Consider the following 13,867-nt stretch of genomic DNA (forward strand, 5'->3'; position numbering starts at 1 on the left):
AGACCAAGAATAATCATTCACAATTCACTTGCGAAGCAAAATTGACCATTGACAAATACTATCTGAGTACTTCGAATTCCTAACTTCTCTATGAAAGTTTGAATTCTCCTCCGAATACCTTAATTTTGTGTTCCCAAAATTTTTTGCTGTATGGACTATTTGAAAGGACTCAACGAATCACAATATGAAGCCGTTACCTCTTTACAGGGACCTCTGATGGTGCTTGCCGGAGCTGGTTCAGGTAAAACGCGTGTACTGACCATGCGTATTGCCCATTTGATACACAACGGAATAGACCCTTTCAATATTCTGGCTCTTACCTTTACCAATAAAGCAGCACGTGAGATGAAAGAACGTATTGCAAAAGTAGTAGGGGACAGCAATGCAAGAAGCCTTTGGATGGGAACCTTTCACTCGGTTTTTGCAAGAATTTTAAGAATTGAAGCCCATTATCTCGGGTATCCTTCCAATTTTACCATTTATGATCAGCAGGATGCCCTGAACGTGATTAAAAAGGTGCTGAAGGATATGAATATTGATGCTGATCTTTATAAACCTAAAAAAGTTCAGGCAAGAATTTCAACCTATAAAAATAACCTGATTACGGTAAAAGCTTATTTCAACAATCCGGAACTGATGGAAGCGGATGAAAAAGCGAATATGAAATTCATCGGGCAGATTTATCAGAAATACGTAGATCAGTGTTTCAGAAACGGATCTATGGATTTTGATGATCTTTTATTGAAAACCAATGAACTATTGACCCGTTTCCCGGAAGTACTGGCAAAATACCAGGACAGATTCAGATACATCATGGTAGATGAGTATCAGGATACCAACCACTCGCAGTATCTTATCGTAAAAGCTCTGGCTTCGAAATTTGAAAATATCTGTGTGGTAGGAGATGATGCACAGTCTATTTACTCTTTCCGTGGAGCGAATATCTACAATATCTTAAACTTTAAAAAAGATTATCCGGATGCTATAACGGTATCTCTGGAGCAGAATTACCGCTCTACACAGAATATTGTAAACGCTGCTAATGTGGTCATCGCTAAAAACCTGCAGCAGTTTAAGAAAAATGTCTTCAGTGATAATGAAGAGGGAGATAAGATCAAAATATACCGATCTCTTTCCGATGCTGATGAAGCCAATTTCGTGGCAGGAAATATCTGGGAACTTCGTAACCGTGACCAGAGAAAATACAGCGATTTTGCTATTTTATACAGAACCAACTCTCAGACGCGTGCTTTTGAAGATGCCCTGAGACGTAAAAATATTCCGTACAAAGTATATGGAGGACTTTCTTTCTACCAAAGAAAAGAAGTAAAAGACCTTATTGGATACCTTCGTCTGCTGATCAATGAAAATGATTCTGAAGCATTGATGAGGATTATTAATTATCCTGCAAGAGGAATCGGAGAAACGACCCAGAATAAACTGATTGTTTTTGCTGATGCCCACAATATTGCTGTTTCAAAAGTATTGGAGAATCTTCCGATGTATGCACCGCAATTAGGTTTGAACAATGGAGTTTTAAACAAACTGAATGACTTCTGGTCCATGATCAAAGCTTTTCAGGTATTGCTGAAAACAGAAACAGCGTATAGTGTTGCTATGGAAGTGGCAAAGCGAAGCGGTTTAATCAAGTTTTTAAAAGATGATCAGACTCCTGAAGGAATTTCCAGAGTAGAAAACGTACAGGAATTGATGAACTCTATGCAGGGGTTCATTGAAGAACAGATGCAGCTTGAAGATGGAGATCCGAGTCTTTCCAATTTCCTTGAAAATATTGCCCTTTCTGCAGATACTCAGGATAAAGAACTGGAAGATGATATGGTTTCTCTGATGACGATTCACCTTTCAAAAGGACTGGAATTCCCGGTGGTTCACTTAGTGGGACTTGAAGAAAACCTTTTCCCTAGCTTTATGAGCTCTGCAACCAGAGAAGACCTGGAAGAGGAGAGAAGATTATTCTATGTGGCATTGACAAGAGCAGAAAAACAAGCCTTCTTCTCCTATGCTGTTTCCCGTTTTCAATGGGGGAAAATTACGGATGCTGAGCCTTCAAGATTCTTAAGTGAAATTGATGATGAATATATTGAATTCCTTAATCCTGCCCTGGAAAAAAGGTTTATCAATAATTCAGGCGTGAAATCCAATATCTTTGATGAGCATCCATCTGAAATGAGATCTTTCAAAAAGGTTGAGAAAAAGACCATCGACAGGGGAGATACTTCCAAACCTGCTCCTGAAGTCAGAAAGCTGAAACCGGTAAGCACGGCTAAAATTATCAATCCAAGCGGAGCTTCTTCTCAGGATATTGAAGTAGGAGATAAAGTGAGACACGACCGTTTCGGAATTGGGGAAGTGACTTTCCTGGACGGAACAGATCCTCAGAATATCAAAGCAAAAGTAGTTTTCATGCATGAAGGAGAGAAAAATCTGATCCTGAAATATGCTAAACTGACTAAGATTTAATTTCAAAATAAAATAAAGGAAACGGATTCAATTTTTGGATCCGTTTTTATTTTTAAACACAAAGTTCGCAATGTGATTATTGGATCTGCTATTTTTTGTTCGCAAAGGCGTTTCACTTAGCTAAGACAAGCCCTCTGCTGAACGAAGTGCCGTTGCGACCGAAAGAATAATCAATAAGCAATTTGTCTCTTTGCGTGTTTAGCGTTTTTTTCAAAATTTATTTTACTGTTAACTTTCTATAAAACAATGTTTTTTTACGAATGTTTCCTTAATTTATCATAACTTTAAATGAGGGATAGAAAGAAACGATAATAGTTTTTAACAAAAACAAAGTCTATCTGTTTTGTAGACTAATAAATAAATTTTACATTTGCACCTTGTAAAAACATAAATGTTAATCAAATTCTAAACTATGAATAATAAGAAAACTATTCTTTCGGCCTCTGTTTTATTTTTCCTCGGCGTATTTACTTATGGACAGGAAAAAGACAGTATAAAAACAAATAAAGACAGCATAAAAACCAATACTGTAGAAGAAGTAGTTGTACTGGGTTCAAGAGCCGGTGCCAGATCTAAAGTAGACAGTCCGGTTCCTGTAGATGTATTCAATGTAAAAGAATCTTCTATTATCCTTCCACAAACCAATATCGGACAAATTCTGAATGCGGTTGCCCCTTCATTTACTTCCACGATTCAGACCAATTCAGATGGAACAGATCACCTGGATCCAGCTCAGCTGAGAGGCTTGGGACCTGATCAGGTGTTGGTTCTGGTGAATGGAAAAAGAAGACATACTTCAGCATTGGTGAACGTCAACGGAACACCCGGAAGAGGAACTGTTGGTACAGATTTGAATGCCATTCCTTCTTTTGCTTTAAACAGAATTGAAGTACTAAGAGACGGAGCGGCCGCACAATACGGATCTGATGCCATTGCCGGTGTTATTAACCTGGACCTTAAAAGAGATACAGGAAAACTGGCAGGTCAGATCAGTTATGGAGGAAACCTTACGCCAACGGCTAATGATCATACCGGAGATTTTGACGGACAGAATATCCAGCTGGATTTGAACTATGGAAATAAAATCGGAACCAAAGGAGGTTTCTTTAATATTACCTGGTCTTCACAATTCAGAAATCCAACGTATAGAGCAGGAACAGAAAGTGGTCCTATTTACAACGCTTACAATGCCATTGAACAGCGTGCATTGAATGACGGAGTGAACCTTTCTTCTCTTTTTACCAATATTAATAATACACCCAATTCACAGCAGCTTGTGAATTACATTCATCAATATGCACAGAATGTAAGCTATTTCTCTCAGGATCTGCAAAATTCAATCCAGGGAGCGAATACCATTTCTGCGCTACAGAATGTTTTGAAATCTGCCAATTTTACCAGAGATCAGCTTAATTATATTACAGATCAGGAACTGGCTTACAGAGGTCAGACAAGAAAGGACTTTAATATGCAGGTAGGACAATCGAAGCTTAACAATCACCAGCTTTTTGTGAATGCAGAAATCCCTGTAAGTGACAACTGGAAAGTATATACTTTTGGTGGCTATAGCATAAGACACGGAACTTCCGGAGGTTTTTACAGAAGACCAAGTGAAAGCAGAACGTTTACAGGATTATATCCTAATGGTTATCTTCCACAGATCGGAACAGATATTCAGGATATCTCATTGGCAGCTGGAATTAAAGGAAAATGGGAAGGATGGAATATTGATTTCAGTAATACATACGGACAGAATTCATTTACCTATAACATCCAGAATACAGGAAATACCTCTTTGCGTTTTGCTTCACCAAGAGAGTTTAATGCGGGTGGATTAAGATTTTCTCAAAATACCATCAATTTAGATTTCTCTAAAAAATATGATGTATGGGAAGGAATCAACGTAGCGTTTGGAGGTGAACATCGTTATGAGAATTTTAAAATTACTCAGGGAGAAGAAGCCTCTTATGCAACCTATGATGTTTCTGGAAATGTTTGGAACGGAAACTCTGTAAGACCTACAGATTTTTTCGGAGCATCGCTTCCGGGAGGTTCTCAGGTATTCAACGGTTTTAAGCCTGGAAATGCAGTGGATAAAAACAGACAGTCGGTAGCAGCGTATGCAGATGTTGAATTCAACTTTACCAACTGGTTGTTAGTGGATGCAGCAGCCAGATATGAAAACTATTCGGATTTCGGGTCTACATTCAATTATAAACTGGCTTCAAGAATCAAAGTAGCGCCTGATTTCAATGTGAGATTTGCGGGATCTACAGGATTCAGAGCGCCATCAATCCACCAGATCTATTATAATGTAACTTCTACGTTATTTACGAATAATCAGCTTTTGGAAGTGGGAACTTTCAGTAATGATTCTCAGCTGGCAGGGCTTTTGGATATGCCAAAACTGAAGCAGGAAACATCCAAATCGGCAAGTGTAGGATTTACCTACAGAATTCCTTCGGCTAGTCTTACCTTTACTGCAGACGGATATTTCACGAGAATTGATAACCGTATTATTCTTACAGACCAGTTCTTAAAAGCAAGCGTTCCTCAGAAAGCACAGGAGGCATATGATCAGTTAGGAATTAATGCTGCGCAATTCTTTACGAATGCCATTGATACGGAAACAAAAGGAGTGGACGTTGTAATTTCCCATAATGTGAGATTTTCAGGAATAAAACTGGATAATAATTTTGCTATTAATCTTAATAAAACGAAACAAGTTGGTGATATCCATTCTGCAGGACTTCTGCAGTCGCCACAATTGGAGAAGGTATATTTCTCTGAAAAATCAAGAGTATATCTGGAAGAAGCCGTACCGAGAGTGAAAGCCAGTCTTTCTCATACGCTTTCATGGAAGAATGCGAGTCTTTATCTGAGAAATACCTATTTCGGAAAAGTAACAGGTGCTGATATTATTGATGTGAACGGAGACGGAATCATTGATTTTAATGAACACCAGCAGATCGGAGATAAGATCATTACGGATTTATCTGCTGCTTATCAGTTTACTAAAAATGTAGGATTGACTTTAGGAGTAAACAATTTGTTTGATATCTATCCAACGAAAAACCTTACTGCTTCTACCAATAATGACCAATTCATCTATTCAAGATCTACTTCACAGTTTGGGCAGAATGGAAGGTATATTTTTGCAAGATTGAATTTCAATTTTTAAATAAAAACAAAAGATAATGCTTAAAAAAACAGTTCAGAAATCCTGAACTGTTTTTTCTGTATAAAATTTGAATTTTATCTTTCTACCAGTTCTTTCACTGGTTCACCATAATGGTCGATTTCAGTTGTTTTGATTTGAAGCAGCTGGTACCACTTTCTGAAAGCTCCTGCAAATACAATAAGCATCAGAACCATGGCTGTTACTGCTAAAGTTGCCAGTAAATACTGTCCTTTAGGAATGTAAATGGCGGTCACCTGAATATAACCCGCCCAGAAGGTAATTCCAGCCATGAATACACCCGGAATAGCCGAGCATAAAGCATATTTTCCCCTGTTCATTCTGATCAGCATCGTTGTACAGACGATAAGCCCACAGGCTGCCAGCAATTGGTTACTGATTCCGAATAACGGCCAGATACTGTTTACATTTCCGGTATACACCAGATATCCCCAGGCAAAAGTGAAAAGAAGACTGCTGATAATGATTCCCGGAATCCAGTTTTTATCATTGAATTTTGGTACAACAGATCCCAGCATTTCCTGTAAAAAGAAGCGTCCGACTCTTGTTCCTGCATCAATGGCAGTAAGAATAAATACTGCTTCAAACATAATGGCAAAATTATACCAATAAGCCGTCAACTGATCCATATACGGGATTTTATTAAAGATATGGGCCATTCCCACGGCCAGAGATACTGCACCTCCGGTTCTGCCATACAGATCAATACCTATTTTCTGGGAGTAATAATCAATATCTACCCCGTGCAGGGAAGGATGCGCTGCCAGAAATGAATCATAGGCTTCTTTGGGCGTGTTGATCGCAAAATAATCACCCGGCATCAGCGTACAGGCTGCGATAAGTGCCATTAATGCGACAAAACCTTCTACAAGCATGGCTCCGTAACCAACAAAAAGAATTTCTCTTTCTTTATTCAGCATTTTTGGAGTGGTTCCCGTAGCAATCACCGCATGAAATCCGGAAATCGCTCCGCAGGCAATTACAATGAAGATAAAAGGAAGCACCGGACCGCCAATAATAGGGCCACCGCCATTAACAAATGCTGTGATAGCCGGCATCTGTATCGTTGGATGGATAACGATTACCCCTATAGCCAGCATGATAATCGTTCCGATCTTTAAATAAGTCGATAGATAATCCCTGGGAACCAAAAGAAGCCATACGGGTAATACCGAAGCAATAAATCCATACAAAGGAATGGCAATAGAAATGGTTTTAATATCCCAGGAAAACAGACCATTCATTGTAGGATTCTGCATTAGGGTGTGTCCTCCGATAATTCCTGCGACCAAAAGAATACCTCCCAAAATACTTGCAAACAGGACACTATTCTTTTTATAACGCATAATCAGACCCATAATAATGGCAATGGGCATGGTAATGAGAACGGTGAAGAGAGACCACGAAGCCTCATGCATGGCATTGATACAGGCCAGTGATAAACCCGCTAGGGTAAGAATCAATATGAAAAGGATTGCAAAACCAGCTACCGTACCCGTTGCCTTTCCAATTTCTTTGGAAGCAATCGTGGCTAGACTTTGCCCTTTATGTCTCACTGAAGCAAAAAGAACAATCATATCATGAACCCCACCTCCCAGTACACATCCTATCAATATCCATAAAGCTCCCGGAAGATATCCGAACTGTGCAGCAAGAACAGGTCCTACCAAAGGCCCGGCAGCAGCAATAGCCGCAAAATGATGCCCGAAAAGTACATTTTTATTGGTAGCCACATAATCTTTACCATCTGCAAATTCTACAGCAGGTGTTGTATTCCCGTCATTAAGCCGGAGAACTTTATTGGCAATGAAAATACCGTAAAAACGGTAAGCTATCGCAAAAAGAAGAACAGATACAAAGATGAGCGTAAGTGCATTGATATTGTTTAAAGATTCCATATTGCTTATTTTTGTTGATAAAAAATTAAGTTATTGGTGTTTTTATTGTTAATAATTTAAACAATAGCCAAGGTAATTAATTCTCAATGAAAAAGTATCAATATGTATATCAATCTAGCAAATTTGTACTCGTCTTTTATTTTATTGATTTGATTTGTCGTATTTTGTGTTGTGTTCTGATGGGTAAATGTATATCTTATTTCTTTTGTGAAAGAACAAACTCTACCATCTTATCTGTAAGCTGATCCAGATAAGCTTTATCAGTAGTGCCAAAGCCATGCACTCCGCCGTCAACGACGATCAGGGAGTTCTGTATTTTGGCTCTGTTTAATTTTCTGTGGAGCTTTTTAGACTGACTTAAAGGAACAATTTTATCATTATTCCCCTGGACAATTAAAGTTGGAACTCCTCCGGAAACAAAATAGACAGGGGAAATCGTTTTAAGATAATCAATAGCGCTGTCCTGATCTTTTCTGATATTATATCCGGAAATTCCTTTGACAAGATTTTCCTGTAAACCGACAATTTTTTTAGACATTAATCCGATCATTCCCACCGGAATTGTTCCTAATCTTGTATGGAAAAGTTTGTTGAGGTCTGCAGGGCCATAATGATCAATCACATAATTCACTTTAGCCGAATAAGAGGAAAGTTCAGGATTACCCAGATAAGTATTGTCTGGTGTATAGGCTGCCATCAGAGAAAGATGGGCTCCGGCTGAAGCCCCGAAAAGTCCGATATTGTTGGTGTCAAGGTTATATTTTTCAGCATTCTTTCTTACCCATCTTATGGCATCTTTGGTATCTTCCAAAGGCAGAGGAAAATGAATGCTGTCACTTAAAAGCGTATAATTGATACTGATCACCGCATACTGTTTGTCTATCAGTTTTTTTACAGTTGTTTCAAGATAATTATCTGAATTTACCACTTTGTCACCTTCTACCCATCCGCCTCCATGAACGTAGATCAATACCGGAAGTTTTTCAGTGGTGGCATTCTTGGGAGTATAGAGATCAAGAGCGAGAGGTTTGCCCTTTCTGTTTGTTTTGTATACGATATCTTCGGAAACTGTTGCAATTTCAGGGAGTAATGTACTTTTTACAGCAGCAGCTTTGTTTGGTCTTAATGGTAAGTCTTGTGAAAAAAATAAATTTGTAAAGCTCAAAAATAAAATAAAAAACAGGTTTGTGAAAAACCTGTATGTTGATATGTTGTTGATGTGTAATTTCATAATAAATTTTTAAGGAGTGTTATTTTACTAACTCCTCAAAAAGCTTACCAAAAGTGGCATTCAGGTCCTTTGATTTTCCCGGATGAGGTCTTGAGGTCTGTACGACAGAACTTCTTACCGCTGTTAGCCATCGGAAACGTTCCGGAATATCAAGAAAAGCAATAGGACCGCCATCTTTCTCACCGTTAGCAATTTTTTGAAAACTTTCCAGATTGTGGATGATATCATCGTAATCCAGTTTGCTGTGCATCAGTTTGAATTTGTCCGGACACAAATAGAATTCCACTCTAATGAATTTTTCCTTCTTGGAAAACATCACCAGTCCGATATTGAAAAATTCTTCTCTTTCAACTTTAGGTACTAGGCGTATTACCGCATATTCATATATTTTATCCTCTTGCATTTTTCGCTTCGTTTACAAAGATTTGAGAATTTTCTAATCTGGTTTTCATAAATTGAAAATAGATTTCACGAATTTCTTCTGGCGTTTCGTCAGCATCATTCCAGTGCAACCAGTCTTCAGGAATCATGTTGACAATGTCTCTGAAAAGAGTATCATTCAAAACTTCATGGGCAAATTTATCCGCTTCGTCAAGCATTTTGGCCTTAGGAAGAAGCACATGATCTTTCACATATTTGAAAGGCGTTTTGGCTGCTGCATCAAAATTCTGCCATGAGTGGTGGAAGTAGAACGAAGCACCATTGTCAATGATCCAAAGTTCTTTATGCCACATCAGCATATTCGTATTTTTAAAAGTACGGTCGATGTTGGTAATGAATGCATCCAGCCATACTATTTTTGAGGCCAGAAGCGGATCCACACTTACTCCCGGGTCATACGTAATAGAACCGGAAAGATAATGTAAACCGAGATTCAGCCCTTCAGAAAACTTCAGAAGATCCTGAATTTCCTCATCGGCTTCCGTTCTTCCGAAATCGGCGTCAAGATTAACGAAAACAAGTTCAGGAATTTTAAGTCCCAAAGCTTCGGTAATTTTCCCGCCCAAAAGTTCGGAGATCAGCATTTTTACCCCATGGCCTGCACCACGGAATTTTAATACATATTTGAAATCATCATCAGCTTCTGCCAGAGCCGGAAGAGATCCTCCTTCTCTCAGGGGCAGAATGTAACGCATCACGGTTACAGTTCTTAAATTCTGCATGCAGCAAAAATAAGCTTATTTTTTAATAATTTTTTTAGTGAATTCCTTTTCTCCTGTTTTATATTGCAGGAAATAAACTCCGCTGGTCAGATGCTGAAGTGAAATACTGCAGCCGGTGTCTGTTTTATTCAAATGATAAGGAATGATTTTTCCTGAGGCTTCTGTAAGGGAAATTACTTCAAATTTCTTTTTAGAAACAATGTTAATAAGGTTTTGAGAAGGATTTGGATAGATTTGAATTCCATTTTCTATAGTTGTTTCTGCTGTTTGTAATGTACTTACAACAACCAGTTTTGTTTTCGTTGTAGTTGCTCCGCAAGCATCTGTTGTAAGTTTTACATGATAACTTCCTCCCACAGTATAGTTGTGCGTCGGATTTTCCAGCGTAGAAGTCGTACCATCACCAAAATCCCATGAATAATTGGCTGCATTCTGGGTTGCATTCGTAAACTGAACGGTGCCTGCTCCGGTAAGCTGATAAGTAAATCTGCTGTGAACATCATTGTTGGTTACATACCATTGACCAGGCTGATTGTACACTTCTGTTTTCACAATTTCTTTGATCAGCTGGGCCTGTGCCGGAGTAAGATTTCCATTAAAAGGAATCTGCGTAGGATCTTTCTTGAATATAATAGTATAAAATGTATACGCAGCCGCCATAGAACCAATGTAGCTCGGGTGCGATTCATCCTGATCATACAATTCAATGGCCGGGTTTTGCTCTCTGATTGTTCTCCAGACTTTACCTACAGGAGAGACAATGCCTTCATTGTTCATTGCCATTTCCATATAACGGTTATAAATTTGAGTGTCCATTCCCTGATAGGTGCAGACTGTGGGAAGTCCCGGGCAATTGGCTGCATCACCATTTTTACGGCCCCAGGTCATATAGAAAATAACATTACCACAAGGATTTGATGCTTTAATTAAATTAGAAAGCTGAAGCGCATAAGGATACACCTGGTTTTGTACCTGGGAATCAGGAAACGAAGGAAGCTGGCTCTGTTCCTGCAATACCACGTAATCCCAGTTTCCCTGATTAATGTCTGTAGTGACATTCGGGTTATTGGCATGATCCTGCAGGGTAGCACCTCCCGGAGTCTGGCTGTGATGCTCGAATACATCACCATTAGATGCAGCAATGCTTTGAATAAGGCCAGGTAAATTGTTAACATAAGTATAACTGTTTCCAATAAAAAAGACCCTTTTGGTCGTCTGGCTCAGGATTAAAGAAAATGTAATTAAAGATAAAAGAAGTAGAGTTTTTTTCATAAATTTCAGTTTGAATTCATCCCATAAATATAAATAATATTAAATAAAACCCGTTTATTTTATGAATTTGATTATCGAAAAGAATATATATTTAGAAAATAAAGAAACAAAAGGCTTTCTTGCTGATATTTTTTATCCGGCTACTGAAAAAAAACTTCCCCTGATTATATTTGTTCATGGTTATAAAGGGTATAAAGATTGGGGCGCCTGGAACCTGATGGCCGAAAAGTTTGCGGAAGCAGGCTTTTTCTTTGTCAAGTTTAATTTTTCACATAACGGAACAACAACAGAAGATCCGTTTAATTTTGGAGACCTCGAAGCCTTTGGAAATAATAATTATTCTAAAGAACTTTCCGATCTTGGAGTAGTAATTGATCATTTCAGTAAAGATCCTCATGTGGATGATGAAAAGATTGTACTGATCGGACACAGCAGGGGAGGGGGAATATCCATTATCAAAACTGTTGAAGATGAAAGAATCAACGGTTTGATTACATTGGCCAGTGTTGACACATTAGATCGTTTTCCAAAAGGAGAAGCCTTTGAGAACTGGAAGAATAATGGAGTATATTATGCGCTGAACGGCCGTACAAAACAGGAAATGCCTCATTATTACCAGTTTTATGAAGATTTTGAAAAAGATATTCACCGTTTTGATGTAGAACGAGCTACAGAAATGGCTAAGGCTCATATGCTGATTATTCATGGAACAGAAGATGAAGCGGTAGAGGTGAAGCAGGCAGAACATCTTCATATTCTTCACCCCAATTCTGAATTGTTTCTGATTGAAAATGCCAACCATACTTTCGGGGCAAAAGAACCATGGGAAGGAAATGATTTACCAAAAGATCTCCATACTGTAACTGAAAAATGCATTGATTTTATCAAAGAAAAATTGAAATAAAACGTTTAAAACTACGTTATTATATAGTAACCACCATACAATATATTTATGAAAAAAATTATTGCAGGCGCACTTGCGCTTTCATTATGTGTTGTTTCATGTAAAAAAGAAACAAAAACAGAATCTTCTGTAAGCAGTGATACTTTGGCAGCCGTTATGCCTAAGGATTCCGTAACAACTCCAAAAACAGATTCAGCAGCAACTGCAGCTCCTTCTGCTCCTGCTCCGGATAATGTTATTACCAAAAACGTTGGAAAATATCCTCATGATATTAAATTCTTTGAAGATAAAGGTATTTCAGAAAGACTTAAAAAACTTACCGGTGCTCAGTATGATGAGATGGTAAAGAATTTCAATGTGGAAAGTCCTGTTGTATCAGAAAATGGAATCTACAAACTGACAGGATGCAAACAGCACGACTGTCCGGGATACGCGACAAGCATTTATTACGATGCTAAAAATGATAATCTGAACGTTTCCATAGATAAAAACGGTAAGGTAACAGAATTTGCTGAAAAAGGGAAAATTACGGTCTCAGAATCGCTGAAAGCAAAATAAGAAAGTAAGTGAGAAGCTGGAAGATAATAGTATTCGGTATCTATTGAAATCAAAATGGAACTATTTTCCAAAGGGTATTAATTGGGACAAAAATCTATTCATAAGACTTTATATACTTCCAGCTTCTTACTTCCAGCATAAAAAAATAAGCCTGAAATTTCAGGCTTATTTTTTTATTTAATAGTGAGTAAAACCCACGCTTCTTCTACTTTGCTTTCCAGAAGTAACTTCTGTGCGTCGAGATGAATGTTTTCATCAGCATGAAAGTCACCTTCAGGCAACACTTCCGTATTGGCAAGCATTCCAAGGTCATTTCCTGTAAAGACTTTGCTGTATTTAATAGAATCTGGTAACAGATCGAAACCAATTCCTTTTGTTACCAAAGGCTTTGGTACTTCAAAAAGACTGTTTTCATTGCTTCTGGAATACCAGTTGCTGCCTAAACGGGCTACCATATCCAGTTTTTTCTGATCCAGATTTCCGGCTTCATTCAGATATTCTTCTCTGATATGAATTTTCTGAACTTCACAGATTACCAGATTTCCTGCACCGCCCTGATCACCCAATGATTTTACCTCTAAAACCTTACATTCAAAATTAACCGGGCATTCTTCAATAAGTTTAGGCTGTACAAGATCTGCTTCTTTCATGGTAAGACCGGATTTGATAAACTCATTCACTCCGGTTTCGTATTCTGTAGACGCTAAAGAGATCTGTTGTACAATCGGAAAATTGACTGTTCCGATGACCACTTCCGGTACTTCAAGAACATTTTCCAGCGTATGTTTTGTAGTATTGTCACGAACCCTTCTCGATGGTGAAAAAATCAAAATCGGAGGAACCGTACTGAACATATTAAAAAAACTGAACGGAGATAAGTTATTATTACCGTTTTTATCCACTGTAGAAGCCAATGCAATGGGACGTGGTGAAACGGCGGTTTGCATGATGGTCTGTAGTTGTACGGAGGTTATCTCGGAGGGGATTACTGTTTTCATGTTTTTCTTTTTAACACTTAATTCAACTTAAGTATTCAAATGATATTAAAAGATGCTTCGACTCAGCTCAGCATGACACTCCTAATACTATCTGTTTAGCAGTATATTTCTAGCGATGTCATCCACCAAACCTTATAGGTTTTCAAAACCTATAAGGTTTAAT

Annotated in this window: 10 protein-coding genes; 4 read left to right on the top strand and 6 right to left on the bottom strand. The window is 38.2% G+C overall.

The genetic code is table 11. From position 1 onward, the window contains the following. The first annotated feature begins 150 nt into the window (after positions 1 to 150). Positions 151 to 2,481: an ATP-dependent helicase gene (locus V0410_RS20345; RefSeq protein WP_110010888.1), complete on the top strand. Its 2,331-nt coding sequence runs from the start codon at positions 151 to 153 to the stop codon at positions 2,479 to 2,481. A 412-nt stretch (positions 2,482 to 2,893) separates the two neighbouring features. Beyond that, on the top strand, positions 2,894 to 5,662 hold the full coding sequence (locus V0410_RS20350) for a TonB-dependent receptor plug domain-containing protein (protein WP_330745409.1): 2,769 nt from the start codon (positions 2,894 to 2,896) through the stop codon (positions 5,660 to 5,662). Positions 5,663 to 5,736: 74 nt separating this feature from the next. Here V0410_RS20350 and V0410_RS20355 read toward each other — a convergent pair whose 3' ends face one another. From V0410_RS20355 to V0410_RS20375, 5 genes are all read right to left on the bottom strand, one after another. Further along, positions 5,737 to 7,578, bottom strand: a complete 1,842-nt coding sequence (locus tag V0410_RS20355) for a carbon starvation CstA family protein (protein ID WP_330745410.1) — start codon at positions 7,576 to 7,578, stop codon at positions 5,737 to 5,739. Positions 7,579 to 7,774: 196 nt separating this feature from the next. After that, positions 7,775 to 8,809 (bottom strand): alpha/beta hydrolase, encoded by a 1,035-nt coding sequence (locus tag V0410_RS20360; RefSeq protein WP_330745411.1) that lies wholly within the window; start codon positions 8,807 to 8,809, stop codon positions 7,775 to 7,777. Between the two features lie 19 nt (positions 8,810 to 8,828). Continuing rightward, positions 8,829 to 9,212 (bottom strand): DUF3037 domain-containing protein, encoded by a 384-nt coding sequence (locus tag V0410_RS20365; RefSeq protein WP_110010891.1) that lies wholly within the window; start codon positions 9,210 to 9,212, stop codon positions 8,829 to 8,831. Then, on the bottom strand, positions 9,199 to 9,972 hold the full coding sequence (locus V0410_RS20370) for a HipA family kinase (protein WP_330745412.1): 774 nt from the start codon (positions 9,970 to 9,972) through the stop codon (positions 9,199 to 9,201). The genes V0410_RS20365 and V0410_RS20370 overlap by 14 nt, the downstream gene beginning before the upstream one ends. Positions 9,973 to 9,987: 15 nt before the next feature. Next, entirely contained in the window at positions 9,988 to 11,244 is a 1,257-nt protein-coding gene (locus tag V0410_RS20375; protein ID WP_330745413.1) for a T9SS type A sorting domain-containing protein, read from the bottom strand. Between the two features lie 61 nt (positions 11,245 to 11,305). Between V0410_RS20375 and V0410_RS20380 the strand changes: the two genes are divergently transcribed. Both V0410_RS20380 and V0410_RS20385 read left to right on the top strand, forming a co-directional pair. Beyond that, positions 11,306 to 12,148 carry an alpha/beta hydrolase family protein gene (locus V0410_RS20380; protein ID WP_330745414.1) on the top strand — a complete coding sequence of 281 codons (843 nt, stop codon included), beginning with the start codon at positions 11,306 to 11,308 and terminating at the stop codon, positions 12,146 to 12,148. A 48-nt stretch (positions 12,149 to 12,196) separates the two neighbouring features. Further along, a complete protein-coding gene (locus V0410_RS20385) occupies positions 12,197 to 12,706 on the top strand; it encodes a hypothetical protein (RefSeq protein WP_330745415.1) in 510 nt (169 codons plus the stop codon). A gap of 173 nt (positions 12,707 to 12,879) precedes the next feature. On the opposite strand, the gene V0410_RS20390 is transcribed toward V0410_RS20385, so the two are convergent. Continuing rightward, a complete protein-coding gene (locus V0410_RS20390; RefSeq protein ID WP_330745416.1) occupies positions 12,880 to 13,704 on the bottom strand; it encodes a flavin reductase family protein in 825 nt (274 codons plus the stop codon). Positions 13,705 to 13,867: the final 163 nt, after the last annotated feature.

Origin of the sequence: Chryseobacterium sp. CP-77, from assembly GCF_036362765.1 — a bacterium.
In the GTDB taxonomy this organism is placed as follows: Bacteria; Bacteroidota; Bacteroidia; order Flavobacteriales; family Weeksellaceae; genus Chryseobacterium; species Chryseobacterium cupriresistens.